The following is a 25,829-nucleotide window of genomic DNA, read 5'->3' as shown; positions in this document are numbered from 1 at the left end:
CCAGTGCTATCGTTATAAGAATGTCGAACTTTCCTTCGGCACTCAATCAATCCAATCAAAAGTGGAACAGTACAATGGGCAAAGGTACTCTCTATATCGTATCTGCACCTAGCGGCGCAGGTAAATCTAGCTTGATCTCAGCGATGTTGGAACGCAACCCAACCTACGCAATGAAAGTGTCTGTGTCTCACACCACGCGCAACATGCGACCTGGTGAAGAAAATGGTGTCCACTACCATTTTGTAGCGAAAGATGAGTTTGAAGCCCTGATCGCTAAAGGTGACTTCCTAGAATACGCAGAAGTGTTTGGTTATTATTACGGTACATCTCGTGTATGGATTGAAGAAACGCTAAATAAAGGTATCGACGTTTTTCTAGATATCGACTGGCAAGGCGCACGTCAAATCCGTGAGCAAATGCCTGAAGCCAAAAGCATCTTCATCCTGCCACCATCAAACGGTGAGCTAGAGCGTCGCTTGAACACTCGTGGTCAAGATAGCGATGAAGTGATCGCAAAACGTATGGCTGAAGCCAAGTCGGAAATCTCTCATTACAACGAATACGACTACGTGATCGTAAACGACGATTTTGATACCGCTTTGATGGACTTTAAAGCCATCTTACGCGCAGAGAGATTGAAGGAAGAAAAGCAAGCTGCTAAATATAAAGGTATGCTTGACGCGTTGTTAGCAGAGTAACTTCAAAAAAGTCACGCTGTAAAACATAAAGAATTTCCCGTTTTTTGCCCAGTGCGAAAAACACAATAAACTACCTGAGAAAGTCCACAAACGGTGGCTTGTCTAATTGCTAGTAAATAAAGTAGTTAGGTTGTATACTTTCTCGTCATTCTAAAATTTTAGTTAACTATTTGGAGTCCTCATGGCACGCGTAACTGTTCAAGACGCTGTTGAAAAAGTTGGCAACCGTTTCGACCTAGTACTGATTGCGGCTCGCCGCGCTCGTCAAATGCAAACTGGCGGTAAAGATGCACTAGTGCCAGAAGAGAACGATAAGCCAACGGTTATCGCTCTACGCGAAATCGAAGAAGGTTTAATTACTAAAGAAGTTCTAGACGCTCGTGAACGTCAAGAGCAGCAAGAGCAAGAAGCGGCAGAGCTAGCGGCAGTAAGCAGCATCGCTCACAACCGTTAATTCTGACTTTAGAATTCAACAACCTCCCGGGCCTATAATTTGTATCTATTCGATAGCCTCAAAGACGTTGCCCAAGAATACCTAACAGAGCCTCAGATTGAGGCTCTGCGTCAATCTTATGTGGTAGCGAGAGATGCCCATGAAGGGCAAACCCGCTCTAGCGGTGAACCATACATCATCCACCCTGTCGCTGTGGCTCGTATCTTGGCCGAAATGCGCCTTGATATCGAAACCCTCCAAGCTGCTTTGCTGCATGACGTCATTGAAGACTGTGATGTAACCAAAGAAGATCTCGAAGAGAAATTCGGCAACACTGTCGCAGAATTGGTTGATGGTGTCTCTAAACTGGACAAACTCAAATTCCGCGATAGGAAAGAGGCTCAGGCTGAGAACTTTCGTAAGATGGTTCTGGCCATGGTGCAAGATATCCGCGTCATTCTGATCAAACTGGCTGATCGCACGCACAACATGCGTACGCTTGGCGCGCTTCGACCAGATAAAAAGCGTCGTATTGCTCGTGAAACGTTAGAAATTTACGCGCCCCTCGCTCATCGTCTTGGTATTCACAATATCAAAACCGAACTCGAAGAGTTGGGCTTTGAGGCGCTATATCCCAACCGCTACCGCGTACTGAAAGAAGTGGTTAAAGCCGCACGTGGTAATCGTAAAGAGATGATCCAACGCATTCACAGCGAAATAGAAGGCCGTCTGCAAGATTTCGGCTTGAATGCTCGCGTCGTTGGTCGTGAGAAAAACCTGTTCTCTATCTATAACAAGATGAAAACCAAAGAACAGCGCTTTCACACCATCATGGATATCTATGCGTTCCGAGTCGTTGTTGATACCGCTGATACTTGTTATCGCGTTTTAGGCCAAGTACACAGCTTGTATAAGCCACGTCCTGGTCGCATGAAAGATTACATCGCGGTACCAAAGGCGAACGGCTACCAATCGCTACACACTTCCATGGTTGGTCCACACGGTGTACCTGTTGAAGTTCAGATCCGTACTGAAGATATGGATCAAATGGCGGACAAAGGTGTCGCAGCACACTGGTCTTACAAAGACAAAGGCGACAAGTCTGGCACCACTGCGCAAGTGAAAGCTCAGCGTTGGATGCAAAGCCTGTTGGAACTACAACAAAGCGCGGGTAACTCATTCGAATTCATTGAAAACGTAAAATCCGATCTTTTCCCAGATGAGATTTACGTCTTCACACCAAAAGGTCGTATCGTTGAATTACCTTTAGGCGCAACGGCTGTCGACTTTGCCTATGCCGTACATACCGATGTAGGCAACTCTTGTGTTGGTGCTCGTGTTGACCGTAACCCTTACCCATTGAGTAAGGCATTGAAAAACGGTCAGACGGTGGAAATTATCAGTGCCCCTGGTGCGCGTCCGAATGCGGCATGGCTAAACTATGTCGTGACTTCTCGTGCCCGCACTAAGATTCGACAAGTACTGAAAACGATGCGTCGTGAAGAGTCGATTACTTTAGGTCGTCGCCTACTTAATCACGCACTTGGTCGTCACTCGATTGATTCAATTTATCCAGAAAATATCCAAGAAGTCTTGAATGATCTTCGCCTAGAAAGCATCGATGATTTATTGGCTGCTATTGGTTTGGGTGAGTTGATGAGCATTGTGATTGCACGTCGTCTCCTTGGTGATACCGAAGAGCTCACGACAACAAGCTCAATCCCAACGGACTCGAAGAAGAAGCTTCCGATTCGTGGCGCAGAAGGCTTATTGCTGACGTTTGCAAATTGTTGTCATCCAATCCCAGATGATCACATTATTGCTCACGTATCGCCTGGTCGTGGTTTAGTGGTTCACCGAGAAACATGTCCAAACGTTCGCGGTTATCAGAAAGAGCCAGACCGTTATATGGCTGTCGCTTGGTCTGACGACTACGATAAAGAGTTCATTGCTGAACTTAAAGTCGACATGCTTAACAACCAAGGTGCTCTTGCAGAACTGACCAACGTGATCTCGAAAACAGGGTCAAACATTCATGGTCTTTCAACGGAAGAGCGTGATGGTCGTCTATACACTGTGACTGTGCTGTTGACAACGAAAGATCGCGTCCACCTTGCTGGCATCATGCGTAAGATTAAGGCAATGCCTCAAGCAACCCGAGTCAGACGCAGAAAGAACTAACCTCTATCGCCACCTACTCTGTTAGGTGGCGATTTTTTATACCTCAATAAATATGAACCTAGAACGTTACAACCGCATTCACCAAGTCCTAAAAACTCGCCAAACTGATCTGACACTTTGTCTCGAAGAAGTGCATAAGCCAAACAACGTCTCTGCCGTGATCCGCACCGCTGACGCGACAGGTTTACACAAAGTTCATGCCATTTGGCCTGATAAAATGCGTACGCTGAGCCATACCTCAGCTGGCGCGCGTAACTGGGTGGAAGTGGATACTCACGACTCGATTGAAACTGCGATTACCGAACTCAAAGCGCAAGGTATGCAGGTTTTGGTGACCAATCTTTCGGACACCGCCGTCGATTTTCGCGAAATCGACTACACCAAACCAACGGCAATCATTTTAGGCAGCGAAAAGGTTGGCGCTTCGGAGCAAGCCAAACAGCTTGCCGAGCAAGACATTATTATCCCGATGGTGGGTATGGTGCAGTCACTAAACGTATCGGTTGCCAGTGCCGTAATTTTGTATGAAGCGCAACGTCAACGTGAAGCCGCAGGCATGTACGACCGAGAAGAAAGCGCTCTGCCTAAAGAGACAATCAACCGTATTCTCTTTGAACGTGGTCACCCTGTTCTGGCAAAGGTCGCGAAACGAAAAGGGCTTGTTTACCCACCACTCGATGAAGAAGGTCAAATCATCGCCGATGACGCGTGGTGGCAAGAGATGCAAAGCAAGTAAAAGACTTTCGTCATTCTAAACAGCGGCGAAGGAGCGTGGTTCAGGATCTAATTCTCAAATATACAGATGCTAATAGTGTTAACTTCAGCGACATACTTGTTGGAAATAGAATCCTGATGTCGCTAAAGCTCCCCGGAATGATAGGTTATCAGTCAAATCATGACACTAACTAAAGCATGACTATTTTTTCCTGTACAAAAACACAGCTCCATGGTTAACATACTGCTATGTTAACCATTTTCTTGAGCCCTCTATGTCCGCCCAAATGTTATCTGCCGTCCCATTAACCTCCCTTTCTGGAGTTGGCGCGAAAGTCGCAGAAAAACTCGCCAAAGTTGGCTTACATAGCGTTCAAGATTTGCTGTTTCACCTTCCGTTACGCTACGAAGATCGTACTCGTATTTACCCTATTGCCAAACTGCATGCTGGCCTTTGGGCGGCCGTGCAAGGTAAGGTCATGGCAGTCGACACCATCTTCGGTAAGCGCAAAATGCTAACGGTAAAAATCAGCGACGGTAATGGCACTATCACGCTGCGCTTTTTCAACTTTACCGCAGCCATGAAGAACAATTTCACGCAAGGTAAGTTAGTGCATGCTTACGGTGAAATTAAGCGCGGTGGCATGGGTTTGGAAATTGTTCATCCTGACTACAAGTTTTACGTCAGTGAGCAAAAGCCCGATGTAGAACAGAGCTTAACCCCTGTTTATCCCACCACCGATGGATTGCGTCAAATCACATTACGCAACCTTACCGAACAAGCTTTAGCCCTGCTTGATAAAACCGCAGTGCAGGAATTACTTCCAGCGGGGTTGTATGACCATCAAATCACGATGTCGCAAGCGCTGCACACCATTCATCGCCCACCACCAACCATTAATTTAGATGAGTTTGACGAAGGCAAACATCCTGCCCAAATCCGCTTGATCATGGAAGAATTGCTCGCACAAAACTTATCGATGCTGGCGGCGCGTAGCAAAGGTCAGAAGGATTCAGCGCTACCTCTCGGTCCTTGTAATAAACTAAAAACGCAGCTTTTAGCCCAACTGCCTTTCTCTCCTACAAACGCTCAAACCCGAGTCGTACAAGAGATTGAAGCCGATCTAGAAAAACCGCACCCAATGATGCGATTAGTGCAAGGCGATGTTGGTTCGGGGAAAACGTTGGTTGCCGCTTTGGCCGCAGTTAGAGCCATTGAGCATGGCCATCAGGTGGCACTCATGGCGCCAACCGAACTATTGGCCGAGCAACACGCTATCAACTTCGCAAACTGGTTTGAGAGAATGGGCATTCAAGTCGGTTGGTTAGCGGGCAAACTCAAAGGTAAGGCAAAGGAAGCCGAGTTGGCTCGTATTGCCAGTGGTGAAGCAAAAATGGTAGTGGGTACTCACGCGCTATTCCAAGAGCACGTTGAATTTCATCACCTTGCTTTGGTCATCATTGATGAACAGCACCGCTTCGGTGTCCATCAGCGATTAGAATTGCGTGAAAAAGGCGCAAAACAAGGCGCCTACCCACATCAGTTGATCATGACGGCGACGCCTATTCCTCGCACCTTAGCCATGACCGCTTACGCCGATCTGGAAACTTCCGTGATTGACGAGCTACCACCGGGTCGAACGCCGATTCAAACCGTTGCCATTCCAGATACAAAACGTGACGACATCGTCGAGCGTGTCCGAAATGCCTGCTTAAACGAAGGCAAGCAGGCATATTGGGTGTGTACCCTGATTGATGAGTCGGAAGTATTAGAAGCGCAAGCCGCGGCAGATACCGCAGAAGAGCTTCAACGTAAGCTACCGGACGTAAAAATTGGTCTAGTACACGGACGAATGAAGCCGGCAGAGAAACAAGCGGTGATGCAAGATTTCAAAGACAATAAACTGCATTTGCTGGTCGCAACGACAGTGATTGAAGTTGGTGTGGATGTGCCAAACTCTAGCTTGATGATCATAGAAAACCCTGAACGTCTTGGTTTGGCACAATTACACCAGTTAAGAGGTCGCGTGGGCCGAGGTTCCGTTGCTAGCCATTGTGTGCTGCTGTACCACTCTCCGCTGTCAAAAACCGCGCAAAAACGTCTCGGAGTACTACGTGAAAGTAACGATGGCTTCGTCATTGCGCAGAAAGACCTAGAAATTCGTGGCCCTGGAGAACTATTGGGTACAAAGCAGACAGGTCTTGCTGATTTCAAAATCGCAGACTTAGTTCGAGATCAACGCCTGATTCCCGAAGTTCAGCGCATTGCGCGTCATATTCATGACAATTACCCGTCTAACGCAACAGCGATTATCGGTCGCTGGTTGGGTGAGCGGGATATTTACTCCAAAGCGTAATGATTGAAAGCGAGCCAAATGGCTCGTTTTTTAATACGCCAAAAACAAAGCAAACGTTTGCTTTTTGAGTAAATCTCTCTATAATCGCGCACAAATTTTTTAAGTGTGTTGAATCACACTCCACCAACCTGAGTTGACTCTGATTAACAGCAATCACAGGTAACGACGTCAACTCCACCCTGCTCTCCCATTCAGCGAGATCTGGGAATATATTGCGACTAGCGAGACAAACAATGACAACTTCAAACCGATCTTCGGAACTGGTTTATCAACTCAATGATCGACCACCTTTGCCTCAAACTATTTTTGCCGCACTTCAGCACTTATTGGCGATGTTCGTCGCGGTTATCACTCCGTCACTGATCATCTGTCAGTCTTTGGGTGTACCTGCAGACCAAACGAATACCATCATCAGCATGTCTTTATTTGCGTCAGGCGTGTCTTCGTTTATTCAAATTCGCACCTTTGGCCCAATTGGCTCTGGTTTGCTCTCTGTTCAAGGTACCAGCTTTAACTTTTTAGGTCCTATTATTGGTGCAGGCCTATCGCTGAAAGCCGGTGGAGCAGACATCAGCACCATGATGGCAGCAATTTTTGGTACGATTTTAGTCGCATCATTTGCAGAAATTTTCCTATCTCGCGTATTGGAGCATGCCCGCCGAATCATCACTCCGCTCGTTTCAGGCATCGTCGTCACTCTTATCGGCCTCACACTGATTCAAGTCGGCTTAGTATCAATGGGCGGTGGCTACGCAGCATTAAATGAAGGAACCTTCGGCAGCTTAGACAAACTTGCTCTGGCTGGGACGGTACTTGGATTAATTGTGATTTTAAACCGCTCGAAAAACCCATACTTCCGTGTGGCTTCAATCGTGATTGCGATGCTAGTGGGTTACATCATGGCGTACTTTATGGGGATGGTAGATACTTCTCAGCTAGGCGCAACCGAGATCGTAGCACTGCCCGTACCAATGCAATATGGCTTATCGTTTGACTGGTCTCTGTTCATTCCGCTGGTACTGATTTTCTTTATTACCGCACTAGAGGCCATCGGTGATATTACCGCAACATCTGAAGTGTCTGGTGAGCCAGTAAAAGGCCCAGTGTACATGAAACGCATTAAGGGCGGTGTGTTAGCAGACGGCTTAAACTCTGCAATCGCAGCCGTTTTCAACAGCTTCCCGAACTCAACGTTTAGCCAGAATAACGGCATCATCATGCTAACAGGAGTCGCGAGCCGCTACGTGGGTTACTTTATTTCAGGCATGTTAGTGATTCTTGGCTTGTTTCCTGGCGTCGCTAGCTTTGTTCAGCTGATTCCTGAGCCAGTACTTGGCGGCGCAACGATTGTCATGTTTGGTACGATTGCTGCCGCTGGTGTGCGTATTATCTCTCGTGTTGAGCTCGATCGCCGCGCAATTCTGATCATGGCCTTATCCTTCTCAATGGGACTTGGTATCGCACAAAAACCAGAGATCCTGCAATTTATGCCAGAATTTATTAAGAGTATTTTCTCAACTGGTGTTGCAGCAGGTGGCATCACAGCGATCATTTTAAATCTACTTCTGCCAGAGAAACTGGAAGACGAAGATGAACTTCCTCAGGAAGTGAAAGAGTCTTAAGATTATTGAGAATAAGAAAAGCCCAACCTATTTAGGTTGGGCTTTTTGTTTAAAGGGTGCAGGCCATCGACTTACTTGGTAGGAAAGCTGATTTGAGCGATTAAACCGCCTTCACTGCGATTACGCATCACCACAGAGCCTGAATGTTGGCTGATTATACGCTTCACAATCGCCAACCCTAGCCCAGTGCCTTCACTACCGCGAGCGGTGTCACCACGCGTAAAGGGTTCAAATAACCTCGCGATTTGAGAATGCTCAATACCCGGTCCGTTGTCCTCTACTGAAATCCACACTAGCTGCTTATCTGCTGTCACACCAGTGCTGATTTTGACCCAGCCATTACCATAACGTAGCGCATTCACAACTAAGTTACTGATCGCCCGCTTAATCGCAATCGCACTTCCTTTGGCTGGCGGCAAGTTAAGATTAAGATCTGTTTCAATTTCAACCTCATAGCCACCTTCAGAACTGGCGACGTCACTGGCAATCGTACTGATATCAACCGCTTCAAACGATTCTTGGTTCACCGGTTTGAGATAATCCATAAACTGACTGATGATCTCATTACATTCTTCCGTATCGCTAATGATCCCCTCAGCAAGATAGCTGTCCTCAGGAGACATCATTTCTGTCGCTAGGCGAATACGCGTCAGAGGTGTTCGTAAGTCATGGCTAATCCCCGCCATTAATAAGGCTCGGTCCTCTTCTAGCTCTTGAATACCTTTCGACATTTGATTAAAGGCTCGAGTTACAGAGCGAATCTCCGATGCGCCTTTCTCTGCTAAGGGGGGCGGGATCTCACCTCGACCGACGTCTTTCGCGGCTCTCTCTAAAGCCAAAAGTGGACGGTTTTGCAAACGAATAAACAACCAACCACCAGCAATGATCAGCAGCGCCATAATCAAACTGTTACGAAACAGCGGTGCAAAATCTTCTTCTTGCAGCTCAGATAACGGAATACGAATGATGGAGTTCGGCAACTTTTCGATGTGCATCCACAAAATGTAACTTTCATCGCCAAGCAATAAGCGTACTTCTGTAGGCGAACCCAGCTCTTGGCTCATTTCTTCAGACATCAAATCAATCGACATTGCGTGATGGAATTCAATCGCCTTATCGCTGTCGAGACTATGAACCGTCACCCCTAGTCTTTCCAATAATTGACGCCTTAACGGTGCATCAGACTTTAAAGGTCCTTCATCATCAAGCACTAAATTGAGCTCATGGGCGAGAATTTTATTGAACTGCTGCAAACTCGGCATCAACGCGTAGTTAAAAACGGCGTAGTAAGAGAAAACTTGGCTCGCGAGAAGCAAAGAGATGAACAGCAGAATAGATTGTGTCAGTGAACTTCGGATGCGCATGGAACGTTCCTAATGGTCCTAATCGCGAAATTTCAGCCTTCAAAGGGAAGGTAATGAAGGCTGAAGTTGCTATAGCCAAGTGCTGGCTATGGAGTGAAGAGATTACACCTCTTTGCCGTCTGGGACGAAAACATAACCTAGGCCCCACACAGTTTGAATGTAGCGCGGCTTGCTCGGATCGTCTTCTAACATGCGACGTAAGCGTGAGATTTGTACGTCAATAGAGCGTTCCATTGCAGAATATTCACGGCCACGCGCCATGTTCATCAATTTGTCTCGTGACATTGGCTCACGTGCATTCATCACGAGCGCCTTTAGGACAGCAAACTCTCCAGAGGTGAGTGGCATTGCCTCGTCACCGCGGAACATCTCGCGAGTGCCTAGATTGAGTCGGAACTCCCCGAACTCCACCACTTTTTCTTCCGTGCTTGGTGCACCCGGCAACTCTACAGTTTGGCGGCGTAATACGGCCTTGATGCGAGCCAACAATTCGCGTGGGTTAAACGGTTTTGGCAAATAATCATCCGCCCCTACCTCAAGACCTACGATGCGGTCCACTTCATCACCTTTCGCGGTGAGCATTAAGATTGGCAACATATTGTTCGCGTGGCGTAGACGACGACAAATCGACAAACCGTCTTCACCTGGCAACATTAGGTCTAGCACCATTAAGTGAAAGTTTTCGCGCGTTAGTAGGCGATCCATCTGTTCGCCATTGGCGACACTTCGTACCTGAAAACCTTGCTCAGAAAGGTAACGCTCCAATAGAGCACGTAAACGAGCATCGTCATCAACCACTAAAATTTTATGATTTTCTTGCATTGAAACATCCTTTCAGAAGCGTCTATTGTCGAAAATGTATCACTGTTTTTCCTAACGTGCTCAAGCAAATTGTTACTCTTTTTATCTTAAGCGCTTTATTCTCTCTCTAGCAGGTATTTTCAGCACCTACTATTGACCATAATTCCATTCCAGTTCACGTTTGGCCTCAAGCAGCTCTTGCTGTGCCTCAGCCAGCTTGTGACGTTTTTTCTCAATTTTGTCTGCTTTACCTGAATGCTGAGCTTCGACTAATTCTTCCTCTCGCTCCTCAACTTCTTTAATCTTTTCTTCCACTTCTGCTTGCAGCTCTTGGCGCAGCTCACCTTCCGAGCATTCATTCTGGATAGCGGAAAGTGCTTGCTCCAAGCCTTTAATTCTATGTTTATTACCTTGCGCTTTTGCATACTCGAGCTGCTGCTCTACCGCTAACTCTTTAGCGTCACAGCCTTTCACTTCATCTTGAGCAAAAACTGAAAGTGAGAAACCTATTGTTAGTGCAGCACTACACATGACTGCTTTGTTCATTTTACTTCTCCGAGAAAGGCACCATGCCTTTATACCAAATATTCTGACGTTGAGACCCAAGTCACATCTAGTGAACTTCATAAGACTTGAATCGGTGATAAAGCCTCAGTCTTCCGAGGTCGGTTGAGTGTATTCAATTGAGTTGATGAACCACTCTTTTTCACCTTCTGGGGTGCGTACCGTGAACTCTTCATCCACTTGTTTTTTCAACATCGCTCGCGCCATAGGTGAATCGATAGAGATGTAGTCTTTCGCATCGCCATAAATCTCTTCAGGCCCGACAATACGAAACTTTTTCACTTCTCCTGCCTCATTTTCTATTTCCACCCATGCACCAAAAAAGACTTTGCCTTCTTGTTGCGGAGAATAGTCAACGATCGTGACTTCTGGCAGGAATTTACGAAGGAAGCGGACACGACGGTCGATCTGACGGAGTAAACGTTTATTGAAGGTGTAGTCCGCATTTTCTGAGCGATCGCCCAGGCTCGCAGCCCAAGTGACGATCTTGGTGATTTCCGGGCGCTTTTCATTCCAAAGGTAATCATGCTCTTGTTTGAGTTTGTTGTAACCTTCTCGTGTAATCAGCTTAGTTTTCAAATTAACTCCTATCTCAACTAAAAAATGCTGCTCTTTGGCAGCATTAAGGAGATGATATACCCAAAGATCCAATGTTGTTCAGGCTTTGGGTATCAAGGTGATAAGGCGGCCAGAGTGTTACTTTTCGTAATCCGGTTTTTGCGTCACGATGTAATTCGTATCACTCGAAACAACCGCGCCATGTTTTAGGAAGTTTTTACCTAAAATCATGCTGTAATGGAAGCGACCTCGGTCCTGTAAGTTGACTCGGATCTTCTTCTCTAATTCGCCAAGCTTAACATGCATTTCAACCACAGGGCGTACGTTCGCTTTCTCGCCTTTCTTAGCTTTAATACGCATGACATCAACAACAGGCTTGGTAAACGCCTGTTTCATGCCAAGATCGTTCTCATAGGTAAAGCTCACCATGTCTTTGCCGTCTTTCTTAAACTGCTTGATGTTCTTAGCATTGATTGAGCTTACATCTGCACCCGTGTCTAACTTCACAGGGAAAGACATCCCCTCAACTTCAGCCACTTCGATATGGCCAGCTTTGAAAAGTGGCCTTGCATCTAGTAGATGGTCTGCGCGAGTGTTCAGCAACACACCACCCTTGGCTATGTCATGACCAAAGACGAAAAAGGGTTGAGTGTCACCCTCATCAAGCACATCGAGCGCAAACTTCATTGATGTGTCTTTCCTACCGAGAAGAAAGTCTCCTTCAACAACAGGGCGCACCGCGCTGCCAACCTTGAGCTTTTTCAACACTGGTTTGGTGATTTTTTCTTCTTTCCCCTCATCGTTCATTAAATAAAACGTGACGGACTCATCCTTACCTTTTTCTGTTACTTCAAACCCATTTACACGCAGTAATGGCGTTTTCACAGTAAAAGTGGGGTAAGCAGGGACGGTATAACCATCAATGGTGACCTGTTCTTCTGGTGAAACGACAAGAGGTTTTGATTTGAGTGCGCTTTTGAACGTTTTTTCTACGCCACCCAATAGATTTTCTCTGTCCGTATCAATAACAAAGTGCTGACTCGCAACGTCCCGACCTAAGCGAATTTGCGAACTGAACTTACTGCGATCACGCAGATACACCAACCAACGTTGAGTTTCATTTTCGCCGACTTTGACGGGTAAATAGACTAAAGGACGCTCGCTTTTGGTCGTTTTCAGCATTCGTACCAAGGGTAATGTCATTGGGTGACGCTTGCCATTCTCGCCCTCTAACATAAAAGAGACTTCGTTACGCTTTTTGTCTACCTTGATGTCCAGTGCATGGACGTTGGTATAACGGCTAGAAGTTGAGATGCTGATCTTATATGGCACACCTTCGACTTCAACCGTCTCTTTTTTGCCAATCATTCTTGCGCTTGGCTGCTCTTGAAGATAATCGTAACCAGCAAAGACCCATGCGTTATCATCGAGATAGGTTTTACCAATCAAGATAGGAGAAGAGAATTGCGTACGCTTGGTCAGGTTCACTTCCGTATCAACGGTGTGACCAGCGATTGTCATCGGCATTTTTATTGTCGGGCGTAGGATGGGCTTTTTGCTTGTTCGACTGCGAATCGCGCTCACTCTTTCCAAGTCATCTTCAATTTCAATGACTTTACCGGTGTATGGATGCTGAAGGGTGTATCTCACTTTCATTTGGTAAGATTTAAACTTATCCCCTTCATAATTTATTTCGGTACCACCAAGTTCATTTATGACCGCCCACATCAACTTGTTATCTTTTAGGTGCTTAAATTTAGGGTGCGCACTGCTTACATGAATATTTTCTGCATGCATCGATGTCGTATCTGCACCAGTATCAATCTTGCCAATAAATGGCACTGCTTTTAGTTCTGGAATATCACCGTAGTAGACGCTCTCCACACGCCCTAGTACCAATTTGTTATCGAGCTGATAAACGGGAGCTTGTGTGGTTCCTGAGATAGACTGCGCCCAACTAAGCGGGGCGGCAAGTAAGGCACTCGTAAGCGCTAACGCCAAAGACATTTTTTTCATCATGATTATCCGTATAAGCCGAGGTACATTTAGTGATATCAACAACCGTGGAATTAGGTTAGTCGATAACTGCGGATATAAGTTCTCAATTTAATTACAGTTTTGACATAAATCTGACTGATGTCCACCAGCGCCCGGTAAATTTTTGCCTCGTTAATTTAAAACATTGCAAATTCTTCGAACGACCCCAATGTTCTATACAACCAAAACTGAATTAAAAGAGAAAACACGGATGAGCCAAGCTATCTGTCGCATGATTGCTCAAGAACTGAATGTTCGCCCAGAGCAAGTCAACGCCGCTGTCACCCTAATTGATGATGGCAACACTGTCCCTTTTATTGCACGTTACCGCAAAGAGGTGACGGGGGGCCTTGATGATACCCAACTGCGTACTTTGGACAGCCGTCTGTCTTACCTTCGTGAAATGGATGATCGCCGTCAAACCATCCTCAAATCAATCCAAGAGCAAGGCAAACTGACGCCAGAGCTAGAACAAGAGATCGCGCAGGCAGACAGCAAAACTCGTCTTGAAGACTTATACCTACCTTACAAACCCAAGCGTCGTACGAAAGGTCAGATCGCGATTGAGGCTGGTCTTGAGCCGCTCGCAGATCAGCTTTGGAATCACCCACAAACCGAGCCAGAAAGCGAAGCAAGCAAATACCTTGATGCAGACAAAGGCATCGCAGACACCAAAGCTGCATTGGATGGCGCTCGCGCGATCATCATGGAGCGCATCGCAGAAGACGCAAACTTACTGGAAAAAATTCGCAACCACTTAAATCGCAATGCGGAACTGGTCTCACGAGTCGTTGAAGGTAAAGAGCAAGAAGGCGAGAAGTTTAAAGATTACTTCAACCACAACGAGCCCCTAAGCAAAGTGCCATCGCACCGAGCACTGGCGATGTTGCGTGGCCGTAACGAAGGCTTCCTGACATTGGCAATGAATGCTGATCCAGAACAGGAAGAAGGCGCTCGTCAGTCTTACTGCGAAACGATTATCGCCGACCATTATGGCGTGACACTTAGCAGCGCACCTGCGGATACCTGGCGTAAGCAAGTGATCAGCTGGGCATGGCGCATCAAAGTATCGATGCACATGGAAACCGAGCTAATGGGCGCAATGAAAGAGCGCGCTGAAATCGAAGCGATTGAAGTATTCGCCACTAACCTAAAAGACTTGTTGATGGCAGCACCGGCTGGCCCTCGTGCAACACTTGGTCTAGATCCAGGTCTGCGTACAGGTTCAAAAATCGCGGTTGTCGACTCAACAGGTAAAGTGCTTGCCACCGAAACCATCTACCCTCACCCACCACAAAAACAATACGACAAGTCAGCACAAATCGTTGATCAGTTGGTGCGTAAGTACAACGTAGATTTGATTGCGATTGGTAACGGCACGGCTTCACGTGAAACCGACAGCTTTGTCGCAGACGTCATCAAACGTGGCAACCTGAAAGTTCAGAAGATCATCGTAAGTGAAGCGGGTGCATCGGTTTACTCAGCGTCTGAGCTTGCAGCAAAAGAGTTCCCGAATATGGACGTATCACTGCGTGGTGCAGTGTCGATTGCACGTCGTTTGCAAGATCCATTGGCTGAACTCGTGAAAATTGATCCTAAATCTATTGGTGTGGGTCAATACCAGCACGATGTAAGCCAATCTATGTTGGCAAAACGCCTAGATGCGATTGTGGAAGATTGTGTAAACGCGGTTGGTGTTGATGTGAACACTGCTTCTGCGGCGCTACTGACGCGCGTAGCCGGCTTATCAAGCACCATCGCGCAGAACATTGTCGACTTCCGCGATGAGAACGGCCGCTTCGAAGCACGTACAACCTTGAAGAAAGTACCTCGTTTAGGTCCTAAGGCGTTCGAGCAGTGTGCGGGCTTCCTGCGTATTATGGATGGTAAGAACCCTCTTGATGCGTCTGCGGTTCACCCAGAAGCGTACCCAGTGGTCAAAGCGATTTCTGAGAAGAACAACAAAGATATCAAAGCACTGATTGGTGATTCAAGCTTCCTTAAAGGTCTGCATGCCGTCGATTACACCGACGATAACTTCGGCGTTCCAACCATTACAGACATCATCAAAGAGCTGGATAAGCCGGGTCGTGACCCACGTCCAGAATTCAAAACGGCGACGTTTGCAGAAGGTGTAAACTCGGTATCTGACTTGGAACCGGGCATGATTCTAGAAGGCGTGGTGTCTAACGTAGCCAACTTCGGTGCCTTCGTTGATATCGGCGTTCACCAAGATGGTCTTGTGCATATTTCTGCACTGACAGATCGTTATGTGTCTGACCCACGTGAAGTGGTGAAAGCGGGCGACATAGTCAAAGTGAAAGTGATGGAAGTTGACGTGCAGCGTAAGCGTATTGGTCTATCGATGCGTATGAACGACGAACCGGGTCAAGACAACCGCAGCCAACGCTCATCAGCAGCGCCACGTCGTAATGACCAACCGCAGCGTCGTCAGCCTCGCCGTGATGATTCGTCATCGAACAGCGCGATGGGCGGTGCATTTGCTGCAGCGTTTGCTAAAGCGAAAAAGTAATCTTACCTAGGCTTCACCGCTAACGAGCTTTCATAACTAAAAAGAAAACGCTCCAATCAGTCAACCTGCTTGGAGCGTTTTTGTTTGAGTAGGATATTGAGTCGTCATAATACTGCTATCACTTCTGACGGGGTATGGGGAGCGACTGCATGACCATAATGAAACTTGATCACCTTCCTGCGCTTTTCCATTAATCCTTCATTGATCGCAGCATCCAAAATGCGCTTTGGTAAGCGAAAGCGGATCGCGTAGCCTTTCCCCTGGTCTTCACTATACGATTTGAGCGCAAGCAAACTAAAAAGCCGTTCTAGTGTATCTTCCGGCTCTTCTTGATAACGCGTGTCGACTTCCGTTTCCATATCATAATCAGGATGCTCTGAAGGATCCCAAGAAGACTGACGTCGGCGCTTGTCGTCACCTTTTACTTTTCGCTCTGCATTGGTTTTGGCCAATGCGACCGTTGGCGTTACAGGCTCTCGGACTTTATTGTCGCGAGCTGCTTGTTCCGTCTGCACATTCACGGATGGGGCGATCAGTGGCACACTTACGTTGGTCGGTGACACAATCATTGCGAACCCTCCTCAGAGTCGCCCAACTCGTCAATATGGCTTAGCTTTATTGGCTAATAAAACCTCACCAGCCTTTATATCGACCACTTTTTAAACAACTTGAGGTATTTCCGCTCGTACTTGCTCAATCGTGAGCAAACTCTCGGATTTGAACACAAAATTCGTCATGTTCGGTGATAAAAGGCGCATGAGAGGATTGATTAAAAACAAACTGCTGGGTATGAGGCAACTGTTCACTTAAATCGTTAGCTACTTTAATTGGCACCAACCCATCTAAACGGCCATAAAGACGCAACATTGGAACAGCAAGAGACGTCAACGCATCGCGCATATCCACATCAGCAAGGATGTTTAGCCCAACCAACAGCGATTCAGGGTTTGGCTGAGGGCGCGATAGTACCGCTTGCTTGAGCTGTTTAACGTCTTTACGCGCTGATGGGCTGCCCATCGCTTGCAACGCCATAAAGCGCTCAATGGTCAGTGAGAAATCTTCTAGCAACTGAGAGGTGAACGCACTCAGTACATTCGGTTGAATGCCACGCCACGGTTTTTCTGCGGCAAATTTAGGTGAGCTGGCAACCGTAATCAACTTAGCCACGCGCTCGGGCATATTTAATGCCACATGCGTCGCCACTAAACCTCCGAGGGACCAACCAAGCCAAATCGCTTTCTCTGGCGCACCTTGCACCACCAAGTTAGCAATATGGTCTAAATCTTCAGCATGAGATTCGGCGCTATGTCCGTACCCCGGAAGGTCAACCACATGAACTCGGAAATAAGGTTGAAGAGACTCGACTGTCTGCTGCCATACCGCACCATTCATGCCCCACCCATGAAGTAACACCAAATCTGGTCCCTGACCAAATGACTGCCAGTGTAATTTCGTGCTCATGCTCTCAATCTCTCCCACTTATTTTATTCCCTACGGCTTCAGCCAAGCGTTAGGCTGAGTAAAATATCACCATGAATAAACGCTATGTTATCTCATCACTGGCAAAACATCATGCATCGCGTATTGAGCAGTCAATGCGGCCTGTGTCGGTTCCCTATTCAAACACCAAGCCACACAAATACTCTGCGCTGGTGCGAGCACTGTTTAAAATACCTAACTCCGGTAAAACGATGTCAACGCTGCGGTTTATCATTACAGAAAGAAGAAATGAGTACGGATAGTATTTGTGGTGAATGTCTTTCAAAGCCACCGCCATGGCAAAGGCTATACACGTTAGGCGATTACGACTTTCCCCTTTCGCGGGAAGTACAACGCTTTAAAGATCACGGAGAGTCTTGGCATGTAAAAGCATTAACCGAGCAACTGGCACAGCGCATCACCACGCCAGCTCCAATCATTACCAGTGTGCCATTGCACTGGCAGCGTTACCTGCGCCGGGGTTTTAATCAAAGTGATGTTTTAGCCCGACACCTCGCCAAGCAATTGCAGACTAATTTTGATGCGAAGGTCTTTCGTCGAGTAAAGCTCGCCCAATCACAGCGTGGTAATACCAAAACAAGCCGTGAACAAAACTTAAAAGGCGCGTTTATTCTCAATAAGCAACCTCACTCTTCCCATGTTGCCATCGTCGATGATGTAGTCACCACAGGCAGTACCGTCCGACAATTATGTCATTTACTACTTGAAGTTGGCGTAGAAAGCATCGATATTTACTGCATCTGCAGAACACCTGCTCCTCGTTCTCTCTAGATCGCTTCGCCATGCCTTAGCATCAAAAAGACTAGACCCATACGTCAACAAGAGTAGAATAGCAGCAGTAACCTACAAATTTACTCGGGTATTCGTCGTGTCAAATATTACTATTACAGAAACTGCGCAAACGCATTTCGCTAACCTTTTAGGTCAACAACCTGAAGGCACTAACATTCGTATTTTCGTTGTGAACCCAGGTACACAAAACGCTGAGTGTGGCGTGTCTTACTGCCCACCAGAAGCAGTAGAATCGACCGACACTGAACTCTCTTACAGCGGTTTTTCAGCTTACGTGGATGAGCTAAGCCTGCCATTCCTTGAAGACGCTGAAATCGATTTTGTTACCGATAAAATGGGCTCTCAGCTAACGCTAAAAGCACCTAACGCTAAAATGCGTAAAGTTGCGGACGACGCACCACTGGTTGAGCGCGTTGAGTACGTTATCCAAACTCAAGTGAACCCACAACTTGCTGGCCACGGTGGTCACGTAAACTTGGTTGAGATCACTGAAGACGGTGTTGCGATTGTTGCATTTGGTGGCGGTTGTAATGGCTGTTCTATGGTTGACGTAACACTTAAAGAAGGCATCGAGAAAGAACTGCTAAACCAGTTCATTGGTGAACTAACCGCAGTTCGTGATGCAACAGAACATGACCGTGGTGATCACTCTTACTACTAAGAGTAAACACTGTCAGAAAATGGGAGGCTTCGGTCTCCCATTTTTGTATCGATACTGAGGTGATGCTGAGATGCTTAGCTCGACTCGTAAAATCCGCTAGAAACTCAGGCGGAGTTCTCATATATTAAGAATCTTACGCATCTCGTAAACGCCAACGACACCAAGGAGCCAGCGTCATGCCGAAACGAACCCCACCAGAGATACTCTCATGCCAGACGGTTGCAAAATCCAAACTGTTTGCTGTGGAAGCGCTCGACCTTCGTTTTTCCAATGGTGAGCACCGTACTTATGAGCGTATGAAGCCAAGTGGACGAGATGCTGTAATGGTAGTCCCTGTAACAGAACAAGGCGATTTATTACTGGTGCGTGAATACGCCGCTGGAACTGAACGTTACGAGCTAGGTTTCCCAAAAGGGCTGATTGACCCAGGAGAAACACCACACCAAGCTGCGGATCGTGAGTTAAAAGAAGAAATCGGCTTTGGCTGTAATCAGTTAACCCCGTTGAAACAAGTTATCCTCGCGCCATCTTACTTTTCGAGCAAAATGACTCTATTTTTAGGACAGGCGCTTTATCCAGAGAAGCAAGAAGGCGATGAGCCTGAACCACTGGAAATTGTGCGTTGGCCACTTGCGCAAGCCGAAGAGTTATTAACTCACATGGATTTCTGTGAAGCACGAAGCATCACAGCGCTAATGTTGGCACTGAAACACTTACCAAACACCACTCACAAGCATAACCAATAACGGTCATTAGAACCGAATAACACTGTGAGTAAGGACTATCACTTATGCCAATGACAAAAGATCTATCTCACCTACTTCCTCAAGTCATCGAGATTGCCCGCAGTGCTGGGCAAATGATCCTCGAAATATATGAAAAGAAGCAATACGAGGCCTACACCAAAAGTGACGAAACTCCCGTAACAAGTGCAGATATTGCAGCTCACAAGTTCATCACTGAACGCTTGAGTGATCTGACGCCTGACATTCCCGTGTTGTCAGAAGAAGACGCAGACATAAGCTTAGAGCAACGCGCTCAGTGGGAACGTTATTGGTTAGTCGACCCTCTTGATGGTACTCAAGAATTCATCGCTCGCAGTGGTGACTTTGCCACTATTATTGCGTTGGTCGACAACAATCGACCAACCATGGGCGTCGTTTACGGCCCTGTATCTGGCGTGACTTACTACGCTTATAATGGCAAAGGCGCCTGGAAAATTCCCGACATGTCGGACAGTGTCAAAATCCATACACACAAACACGAACAGCCAGAGCAAAGCATCGCAATTGCTATTAGTCGTCGCCAAGACATCAATCGTATTACTAACCGTATGAGTAGCGCCTGGAATTACGACTTAATACCGCTCGGTTCTGCAGCATTGAAAGCATGCCTCGTCGCGGAAGGGGCGGTAGATTGCTATCTCCGACTAGGTCCAACAGGTGAGTGGGACACCGCTGCGACACAATGCATTGTTGAAGAAGCTGGCGGACGTATTCTCAGCACGCAATTAGAACCGCTGTCATATAACGAGCGGGAAACACTAGAAAACCCAAACTTTATTGTTCTTGGTGATGCGGATTTACCTTGGAATGAGATTTTACAACGCAAAGATTAAGCGCCCTATCGGTAAAATTTAGAGCACAAAATTCTAGCAATAGAAAGGCCACGAATATCTTCGTGGCCTTTTCTTTTTGACCTTCTGTACAGCACTTGGAGTATTTGGCCTACTATGTTCCAATTGCTTGCAAAGCTGAACGAAAGAAAAAAATCAAGGCTTTAAACTTTCACTCATTCCCAATCAAGATCGAATGTACAGCGAATAGAGGTTTTAGCTTACGATGATCCAAAAGCAAAAAGAGCTGCACAATAGCAGCTCTTTTAAGATATTGGATTTTGTCACGATTGGTTAGAAGCGCCCTTGGTAATTAAACTCATATTGACCTTGAGCATTCGGCTTACCCAACCATTTCAATTGCTCCCCCATGCTGGATGGGAACTCTGCTCCAGGTTTGAACCACGCTTTGGTTGAGTATCGTTGATTAGGCATCAGCTCTGCTGAGAACGCCGCAGAGACTTGTTCGCTGCTCTGCTCACCAGTTGCCGTCAATACACTATCCTGACAGTTTATATTGGCAATTACAGGACCGAGATCTAAGCTGCCAACGGGGCTTTGAATACCACTGGCATTCCATACTAAAGTGCCTTCACCGTTCTTACACCAAGGCACAGCATAAGTCGCATGACGAATATTCAGCTCAAGTTGCCCATCAACACCAACAGGCACAGGAAGGCGCGCTTGCTCAACAACTTTTACCGCCGGAATCGAGGCAACTAAGTTTTTGGCATAAGGGCCATCACTTAAGCTATAGCCGACAAAACCGCGCCCACGAACGTCCATTTCACTACCACGACCAAAGCGCACAGCAAACTCCGCTTTACCTGTCAGTAGACTCGACCATTGGAAATCCCAATTAACTTCTCCAAGGTTCTGGCGCTGCCAACGAATACTAGAAGCTTGACCTTGCCATACCGAACCGTTGGCTCCTTGAATGTCCAGGCCTCTCACTGTTGGTGCTTGTTGTAACACCCAAGAGACTGGTAATCCCATTAAAAGACTGACTGAAAAAAAGACGATAAAGATAACAACGTAAAGTACTGCTCGCTTCACCTTAACCTCGCTTAAACTGAAGGCGGTTTACATCGATCATGCCCGCTTGCTCTGTTCGGTCGATATCTAAAAATTCGACTTCAATACCCTGTTGCTCTTTCAAGTAACGTAACCAATCCACTAGTTGATTAAACGCGAGTGGTTTGATCCACACTTGAACGCTCTCATTACGAGGTTGTACGCGAATCAACTCAACTTTATAACGACGAGCTGAAGAAGAAACCAACTGATTCAACGGTTGACTAGAGTAGCTCACACCGCTGCTTTTTCGCAGTGCAGTGATGCCATCCGCTTTATCTTGTACCCAAGCTAGCAACTGTTTTTCGCTTTGAATACGTGACTGAGCTAGCTCCGCACGTTGGCTCATTGGCTGTAATAAACCCCAATAAATAATACCGATAACGGCAATAGCGCCACATCCCATGACCAAACGCTGCTCACGCTGCGAGATGCTGCTCCACCAAACCTGAGCTTGAGAAATTAAGTTTTTCATCATCACCTCACAAACGCTTCAAAACAAAGCTGCCAACCACAACGTTATCGCTACGGTTCAACTGACCTTGCTCAACATTAAACTTCTCTGCCAATTTCACACGAGCTTGCTCAAAAGGTTGGAAGTCTGAACTACGAGCCTGAATACGTACTTCGCCACGTTGTCCGTCGTATTTAAAGCTAGTGATCTCCAAGTCGCTGACCTGACCAAGTGTCGCGGGTAATGCCGCCAACCATGACAACATTGCCTGCTGACCACTTCCACCAGATAAGCGGCGCTCTTCATCATCCATTTGTCGTTTGAGGTAACTAACGGTAGGAATGCGTCGTTTATTTGGGAACACCTGGCGGAAAATACGCTCACTCTCCTCACGATACGCTTGAGCTTGTGCTTCGTACTTGTGGACCACGAGCAACTGCTGCGCAACCATGACGACAATAAGCACCCCCGCAGCAATGGTGGCTTTTTGCCAGAGCTTCCAGTATTTACCCCAAGAAGATTTCGGCTTGAAGCTCCCAGTCAGCAAATTGACTTTGCTTTCTGTCACCCCCTTCGCCAGTAAAGCCATCGTCATTTCTTCTGGTTGCGGATCCCATATTTCAGGTAACGCAGATTCCGGGACCGAGCTAAAGCAATCGAGCTTCCAACCTTCATGATTTTGTAGATAAGAAGAGAGGTAAAGGTCTAACCAAGAAGCGTCGACAACCGCGCCCTCTGTCGCAGAGTGACGAATTAGCCATTGCTCGCCAATCATTGCAGCACTGCTGTGATCTCCACGAACCGGTAATGCAAGCACATCGGGTAAAATGCGTTTAATGGCGATACCTTGGCTTGAAAAACGTTGCAGTACAGTCTGAATCCAAGCACGTTCAACTGCGCAAATCTGCGCTTTGTCCGCTTGTTTACCCAACACGCTAAAGTGCAGGCCATCAACGTCCTGAGCAACTTCGTCTTCCACTAAGTACGGTAACATCGCCTCGAATTGGCGTGTTGCACCAGGTGGTATATCCACTTGCGTCAGGACCACATCATTACTCGCCAGCAGCGCCACAACTTGGCGCTGACCAGCATATGAGACCAATTCATCTAAGTGTTCCCATCCGGCGATTTCACCGCTAGCAATCACTTCCTGTTGATCTGTCGACCACACCACCCAAGGAATGGTACTTTGTTGTTCGCTACTCAGCCGAACGGTCAGAAACTCGCTCACTGATCCCTCCAAAACGACGGCGAACTACGGTCACCGTTTCTCTATTTGTACTTTGCAAAAGGCTTCGGATACGTACACGTGATTCATCCACCAACACTTGTGCATCCAATTCAAAAAAGGCGCTATCCACACCCAAATAGCCTTTGGCGTTTTTCTTTACATCTTCACTTAAGCCAGCCATTTCTGACTCTGCTAAAAATTCATCAATGCTATCCCACCCATCAAATGGGCGTTTTTCAATTAGCTGAATCGCATCACTACTGCTTAAGTTTGGTGAGAACATTGCCACCAAAATCGGAGTTTGCTCAACATCAATCGTATTCACGTTTAAACGCCAGTCATCACTTGGTAATGCACAGACCAGCGGCTCCAATTTTTGGAAAATTTCACCACTCACCTGATAGACAGCCCGTAACTCGGAAGCATCTGCCATCCAACCATTTGATGCTAAATAGGAAGGCTTCATCGCTTCATATGTGCTGTCTTCAACCCCAGTAGTCGAACGGACAGAGTCGTCAGCATCAATGTATTCCCAAGTAGAGTCTGCAATGATTTCTGCTTGATATGGCTCGACATCCAGCTCTTCTAATAGGCGCTGCAATACATTCACTAAATATGGTCTTGTAATTTGCTGACCCGTTGGTTGCACACGACTCAATACATTTAGATTAAAGCACGCTTGCTTGTCTCTAATTCGTCCCGCCGCTTGACCATAATCTAACGGATAGACTTGCTCTTTTATCGCCCACGGTTGACTCATATTAATCGTGTCGGTGTCTTTATAACTTTGCTCGATACCCACTTTTGCTAGCGCCTCGACGCCAAGGCTGTACCAGTACGCTTGCTGGTAATTGATTTGATTAGCGCCTCGCTGAAACTGCAAGAACAAACGTTCCGACATGCTGGCGGCAACCGTCGCCATAATCGCCAGCAACATCAACACTATAATCAAAGCAACACCGCGCTGACGGTTAACCATTATTGCTGTCTCCTGAACTTTCCTCTTTCTGACTCAATGTGCCATCAGGAGTGAGATAAGTGCGGGCAATTTCTCCATAATCTTTGAGAGTGAGAACAACAGAAACCGCTTTCGGCAGCGCTTTTTCTTCAGCCCACTCTTTTTTCCATTGCTTACCATCATAGAAACGCATATCAAATGACTCGACCTGCGTTAGCAATGGAGTAACAGTACCTTGTTGCCCAACCGGCGTATCAGGATAGCGCCACCATACTCGCTGCAGTGTTTCTTCTTTTAAGCGATAGCCAACCTTGGTTACTTCTCCACGAGGGAACTGCTGCTGAGGGTTGTGCCAACCTAAACGGGCAAACATCAGTCCTTTGGTATCGGAGTCCAACAGGTAATCGGACCAAAAAATTAGCCGGCTAGCAGGCTCTTCACCATTAGTACGCGTTTGACGCATCGCCATTTGACGAAAATCGTTATCCATCATCACCATGGCACGCTGAATTTCGTTTAAGCGTTGGGTTCGTTCTTGTGATAGCGCATTGCTACGCTGTACTTGCGATACCACTTGGTACGCAGCGACACTTAAACTGGCAAAGATGGCAATCGATACCAACACTTCAATAAGTGTAAAACCTTTTACCCTTTGGCGCGTATTTGCGCGGGGATGATTATTGCGCCACATAGCTTCGTACCGTTACTACAGGGCTCGCGCTTTTCTCTACCGAGACGCTCACATCAAATGCTTTCAGCAATGGCTGCGTCGTGGCGACTGGCGTGACTTTCCAGAACCAAGTGCGTCCTGCCAGCTCTTCTGTGCCGTTTTTCGCTTTGAGTTCTCCGGTATTCAACATCACATTTGCCATCTGATTATCCACAACCATGGCTGCAAACATTTTTTCTTCTAAATAACTGATTGTATTAATATGCTGGCTCACGGAGCGAATGACACTGATGGCAGCGGTGGCGAAAATTGCCAGTGCGACCAATACTTCCAGTAAGGTCATGCCTCTCGTCCGGCGATGACTCAAATTTGGGCGAGCTTGCTTAAAATTGCGCATTCTCATCCTCTTTCACTTCTTCGCCCGGAGCTAATAACAAAATTTGTCCACTTTCTTTGCCAATGACTCGCCAACCGTCATTAAAGGCATCACCATTTTGCGGAAAAAAAGACAGGGTGAATGGCGTGACTTCAGCGCTGGAAAAGATAAACACTTGCGGTGGCTCAATTTTCTTTTCGTCCTCTTCTTCTGCGAACATGTCTTCATCAAAAAGAGAACCTGGTTTGAATAAGCGCTCATCATTATCCCAAGCACCACCGCCGAGTTCGAGTTGTAGCGTAATATCTTCTTCTAGCTTGGTTTTGCTCGGAATCTGCTTTAATTTCAGAGGCTGCCAACCTTCTGAGGTTAAACTCAGTAGAGCGTAGGTCGATTTGGCATCATCCACTCGAACGCCAAAATCTTTACCGCTCAGCACCGCTTCTTCATTGAGCAGCTGTAAACGTTGAAAAAAACTTTGAGCATACTGTTTGGAAAGATCTTTTTGGCTAGTCGGTAATGTCGAGATCACGGCCACAGCCGTAAGAGATAGCAAAACCAGCACCAATAGAATTTCTATCAATGTAAAACCGTTATGTTTTCGCATTTGTTTCATTAGTGCTGGCTTAGGCTCAA

At 46.8% G+C, this 25,829-nt stretch carries 25 protein-coding genes; 11 read left to right on the top strand and 14 right to left on the bottom strand.

Annotated elements, in window-relative coordinates:
- Window positions 1–74: 74 nt before the first annotated feature.
- The 6 genes from gmk (at window position 75) to L3V37_RS09025 (ending at window position 8,005) form a co-directional block, all read left to right on the top strand.
- A complete protein-coding gene (gene gmk, locus L3V37_RS09050; RefSeq protein ID WP_237306188.1) occupies window positions 75–698 on the top strand; it encodes a guanylate kinase in 624 nt (207 codons plus the stop codon).
- A 181-nt stretch (window positions 699–879) separates the two neighbouring features.
- Window positions 880–1,152, top strand: a complete 273-nt coding sequence (gene rpoZ, locus L3V37_RS09045) for a DNA-directed RNA polymerase subunit omega (protein WP_005379346.1) — start codon at window positions 880–882, stop codon at window positions 1,150–1,152.
- Window positions 1,153–1,191: 39 nt separating this feature from the next.
- Complete coding sequence (gene spoT, locus L3V37_RS09040) at window positions 1,192–3,312, top strand: bifunctional GTP diphosphokinase/guanosine-3',5'-bis pyrophosphate 3'-pyrophosphohydrolase (protein ID WP_005394948.1); 2,121 nt, start codon at window positions 1,192–1,194, stop codon at window positions 3,310–3,312.
- A gap of 52 nt (window positions 3,313–3,364) precedes the next feature.
- Window positions 3,365–4,048, top strand: coding sequence for a tRNA (guanosine(18)-2'-O)-methyltransferase TrmH (gene trmH, locus L3V37_RS09035; protein ID WP_237306187.1), 684 nt, complete (start codon window positions 3,365–3,367; stop codon window positions 4,046–4,048).
- A gap of 253 nt (window positions 4,049–4,301) precedes the next feature.
- On the top strand, window positions 4,302–6,383 hold the full coding sequence (gene recG, locus L3V37_RS09030) for an ATP-dependent DNA helicase RecG (protein ID WP_237306185.1): 2,082 nt from the start codon (window positions 4,302–4,304) through the stop codon (window positions 6,381–6,383).
- A 233-nt stretch (window positions 6,384–6,616) separates the two neighbouring features.
- Window positions 6,617–8,005, top strand: coding sequence for a uracil-xanthine permease family protein (locus L3V37_RS09025; RefSeq protein ID WP_237306184.1), 1,389 nt, complete (start codon window positions 6,617–6,619; stop codon window positions 8,003–8,005).
- Window positions 8,006–8,076: 71 nt separating this feature from the next.
- Here L3V37_RS09025 and envZ read toward each other — a convergent pair whose 3' ends face one another.
- From envZ to L3V37_RS09000, 5 genes are all read right to left on the bottom strand, one after another.
- On the bottom strand, window positions 8,077–9,369 hold the full coding sequence (envZ, locus tag L3V37_RS09020; protein ID WP_017820700.1) for a two-component system sensor histidine kinase EnvZ: 1,293 nt from the start codon (window positions 9,367–9,369) through the stop codon (window positions 8,077–8,079).
- A 102-nt stretch (window positions 9,370–9,471) separates the two neighbouring features.
- The gene (gene ompR / locus L3V37_RS09015; protein ID WP_005379333.1) at window positions 9,472–10,191 is read right to left on the bottom strand and encodes a two-component system response regulator OmpR; all 720 of its coding nucleotides are present in this window, start codon (window positions 10,189–10,191) and stop codon (window positions 9,472–9,474) included.
- Window positions 10,192–10,320: 129 nt separating this feature from the next.
- Complete coding sequence (locus L3V37_RS09010) at window positions 10,321–10,716, bottom strand: DUF1090 domain-containing protein (RefSeq protein ID WP_237306182.1); 396 nt, start codon at window positions 10,714–10,716, stop codon at window positions 10,321–10,323.
- Window positions 10,717–10,821: 105 nt separating this feature from the next.
- Window positions 10,822–11,313: a transcription elongation factor GreB gene (gene greB / locus L3V37_RS09005; RefSeq protein WP_237306181.1), complete on the bottom strand. Its 492-nt coding sequence runs from the start codon at window positions 11,311–11,313 to the stop codon at window positions 10,822–10,824.
- Between the two features lie 117 nt (window positions 11,314–11,430).
- On the bottom strand, window positions 11,431–13,311 hold the full coding sequence (locus tag L3V37_RS09000) for a RimK/LysX family protein (protein ID WP_237306180.1): 1,881 nt from the start codon (window positions 13,309–13,311) through the stop codon (window positions 11,431–11,433).
- 229 nt (window positions 13,312–13,540) lie between these two features.
- Between L3V37_RS09000 and L3V37_RS08995 the strand changes: the two genes are divergently transcribed.
- Window positions 13,541–15,862: a Tex family protein gene (locus tag L3V37_RS08995; protein WP_017820698.1), complete on the top strand. Its 2,322-nt coding sequence runs from the start codon at window positions 13,541–13,543 to the stop codon at window positions 15,860–15,862.
- Between the two features lie 104 nt (window positions 15,863–15,966).
- On the opposite strand, the gene L3V37_RS08990 is transcribed toward L3V37_RS08995, so the two are convergent.
- Both L3V37_RS08990 and bioH read right to left on the bottom strand, forming a co-directional pair.
- Entirely contained in the window at window positions 15,967–16,431 is a 465-nt protein-coding gene (locus L3V37_RS08990) for a hypothetical protein (protein WP_005379316.1), read from the bottom strand.
- 124 nt (window positions 16,432–16,555) lie between these two features.
- Window positions 16,556–17,323, bottom strand: a complete 768-nt coding sequence (gene bioH, locus L3V37_RS08985) for a pimeloyl-ACP methyl ester esterase BioH (RefSeq protein ID WP_237306179.1) — start codon at window positions 17,321–17,323, stop codon at window positions 16,556–16,558.
- A gap of 84 nt (window positions 17,324–17,407) precedes the next feature.
- On the opposite strand from bioH, the gene L3V37_RS08980 reads away from it, so the two are divergent.
- From L3V37_RS08980 to cysQ, 4 genes are all read left to right on the top strand, one after another.
- Window positions 17,408–18,133, top strand: coding sequence for an amidophosphoribosyltransferase (locus L3V37_RS08980; RefSeq protein WP_042522603.1), 726 nt, complete (start codon window positions 17,408–17,410; stop codon window positions 18,131–18,133).
- Window positions 18,134–18,230: 97 nt separating this feature from the next.
- On the top strand, window positions 18,231–18,815 hold the full coding sequence (nfuA, locus tag L3V37_RS08975) for a Fe-S biogenesis protein NfuA (protein ID WP_005379313.1): 585 nt from the start codon (window positions 18,231–18,233) through the stop codon (window positions 18,813–18,815).
- A 176-nt stretch (window positions 18,816–18,991) separates the two neighbouring features.
- Window positions 18,992–19,561: an ADP compounds hydrolase NudE gene (gene nudE / locus L3V37_RS08970; RefSeq protein ID WP_005379309.1), complete on the top strand. Its 570-nt coding sequence runs from the start codon at window positions 18,992–18,994 to the stop codon at window positions 19,559–19,561.
- Between the two features lie 44 nt (window positions 19,562–19,605).
- Window positions 19,606–20,433, top strand: a complete 828-nt coding sequence (gene cysQ, locus L3V37_RS08965) for a 3'(2'),5'-bisphosphate nucleotidase CysQ (RefSeq protein ID WP_005379308.1) — start codon at window positions 19,606–19,608, stop codon at window positions 20,431–20,433.
- Between the two features lie 291 nt (window positions 20,434–20,724).
- Here cysQ and L3V37_RS08960 read toward each other — a convergent pair whose 3' ends face one another.
- From L3V37_RS08960 to L3V37_RS08930, 7 genes are read right to left on the bottom strand one after another with little or no spacing between them, the layout of a single operon-like run.
- Window positions 20,725–21,486, bottom strand: coding sequence for a type II secretion system protein N (locus tag L3V37_RS08960; protein WP_237306178.1), 762 nt, complete (start codon window positions 21,484–21,486; stop codon window positions 20,725–20,727).
- A gap of 1 nt (window position 21,487) precedes the next feature.
- Complete coding sequence (locus L3V37_RS08955) at window positions 21,488–21,979, bottom strand: type II secretion system protein M (protein ID WP_005383002.1); 492 nt, start codon at window positions 21,977–21,979, stop codon at window positions 21,488–21,490.
- A gap of 7 nt (window positions 21,980–21,986) precedes the next feature.
- A complete protein-coding gene (gene gspL, locus L3V37_RS08950) occupies window positions 21,987–23,189 on the bottom strand; it encodes a type II secretion system protein GspL (protein ID WP_033905912.1) in 1,203 nt (400 codons plus the stop codon).
- A complete protein-coding gene (gspK, locus tag L3V37_RS08945) occupies window positions 23,158–24,168 on the bottom strand; it encodes a type II secretion system minor pseudopilin GspK (protein ID WP_005382999.1) in 1,011 nt (336 codons plus the stop codon). The genes gspL and gspK overlap by 32 nt, the downstream gene beginning before the upstream one ends.
- Window positions 24,161–24,838 (bottom strand): type II secretion system minor pseudopilin GspJ, encoded by a 678-nt coding sequence (gspJ, locus tag L3V37_RS08940; protein WP_053307279.1) that lies wholly within the window; start codon window positions 24,836–24,838, stop codon window positions 24,161–24,163. The genes gspK and gspJ overlap by 8 nt, the downstream gene beginning before the upstream one ends.
- A complete protein-coding gene (gene gspI / locus L3V37_RS08935; RefSeq protein WP_017635009.1) occupies window positions 24,825–25,214 on the bottom strand; it encodes a type II secretion system minor pseudopilin GspI in 390 nt (129 codons plus the stop codon). The genes gspJ and gspI overlap by 14 nt, the downstream gene beginning before the upstream one ends.
- A complete protein-coding gene (locus L3V37_RS08930; protein ID WP_017635010.1) occupies window positions 25,201–25,800 on the bottom strand; it encodes a GspH/FimT family pseudopilin in 600 nt (199 codons plus the stop codon). Before L3V37_RS08930 ends, gspI begins: the two co-directional genes overlap by 14 nt.
- Window positions 25,801–25,829: the final 29 nt, after the last annotated feature.

Source organism: Vibrio sp. D54, from assembly GCF_021728075.1.
Lineage (GTDB): Bacteria > Pseudomonadota > Gammaproteobacteria > Enterobacterales > Vibrionaceae > Vibrio > Vibrio alginolyticus.
The sequence above is the reverse complement of the archived record's forward strand: the minus strand, read 5'-3'. Positions and strand labels throughout refer to the sequence as shown.

Excerpts from the sequence above, each read along its gene's own strand:
- gspJ (WP_053307279.1), bottom strand. The coding sequence starts at position 24,838 with ATGTGGCGCAATAATCATCCCCGCGCAAATACGCGCCAAAGGGTAAAA.
- L3V37_RS09010 (WP_237306182.1), bottom strand. The coding sequence starts at position 10,716 with ATGAACAAAGCAGTCATGTGTAGTGCTGCACTAACAATAGGTTTCTCA.
- envZ (WP_017820700.1), bottom strand. The coding sequence starts at position 9,369 with ATGCGCATCCGAAGTTCACTGACACAATCTATTCTGCTGTTCATCTCT.
- nudE (WP_005379309.1), top strand. The coding sequence starts at position 18,992 with ATGCCGAAACGAACCCCACCAGAGATACTCTCATGCCAGACGGTTGCA.
- ompR (WP_005379333.1), bottom strand. The coding sequence starts at position 10,191 with ATGCAAGAAAATCATAAAATTTTAGTGGTTGATGACGATGCTCGTTTA.
- L3V37_RS08980 (WP_042522603.1), top strand. The coding sequence starts at position 17,408 with ATGTTATCTCATCACTGGCAAAACATCATGCATCGCGTATTGAGCAGT.
- L3V37_RS09025 (WP_237306184.1), top strand. The coding sequence starts at position 6,617 with ATGACAACTTCAAACCGATCTTCGGAACTGGTTTATCAACTCAATGAT.
- recG (WP_237306185.1), top strand. The coding sequence starts at position 4,302 with ATGTCCGCCCAAATGTTATCTGCCGTCCCATTAACCTCCCTTTCTGGA.
- L3V37_RS08995 (WP_017820698.1), top strand. The coding sequence starts at position 13,541 with ATGAGCCAAGCTATCTGTCGCATGATTGCTCAAGAACTGAATGTTCGC.
- trmH (WP_237306187.1), top strand. The coding sequence starts at position 3,365 with ATGAACCTAGAACGTTACAACCGCATTCACCAAGTCCTAAAAACTCGC.
- gspK (WP_005382999.1), bottom strand. The coding sequence starts at position 24,168 with ATGGTTAACCGTCAGCGCGGTGTTGCTTTGATTATAGTGTTGATGTTG.
- gspI (WP_017635009.1), bottom strand. The coding sequence starts at position 25,214 with ATGCGCAATTTTAAGCAAGCTCGCCCAAATTTGAGTCATCGCCGGACG.
- bioH (WP_237306179.1), bottom strand. The coding sequence starts at position 17,323 with ATGAGCACGAAATTACACTGGCAGTCATTTGGTCAGGGACCAGATTTG.
- gmk (WP_237306188.1), top strand. The coding sequence starts at position 75 with ATGGGCAAAGGTACTCTCTATATCGTATCTGCACCTAGCGGCGCAGGT.
- L3V37_RS08955 (WP_005383002.1), bottom strand. The coding sequence starts at position 21,979 with ATGAAAAACTTAATTTCTCAAGCTCAGGTTTGGTGGAGCAGCATCTCG.
- rpoZ (WP_005379346.1), top strand. The coding sequence starts at position 880 with ATGGCACGCGTAACTGTTCAAGACGCTGTTGAAAAAGTTGGCAACCGT.
- L3V37_RS08990 (WP_005379316.1), bottom strand. The coding sequence starts at position 16,431 with ATGATTGTGTCACCGACCAACGTAAGTGTGCCACTGATCGCCCCATCC.
- L3V37_RS08930 (WP_017635010.1), bottom strand. The coding sequence starts at position 25,800 with ATGCGAAAACATAACGGTTTTACATTGATAGAAATTCTATTGGTGCTG.
- cysQ (WP_005379308.1), top strand. The coding sequence starts at position 19,606 with ATGCCAATGACAAAAGATCTATCTCACCTACTTCCTCAAGTCATCGAG.
- L3V37_RS09000 (WP_237306180.1), bottom strand. The coding sequence starts at position 13,311 with ATGATGAAAAAAATGTCTTTGGCGTTAGCGCTTACGAGTGCCTTACTT.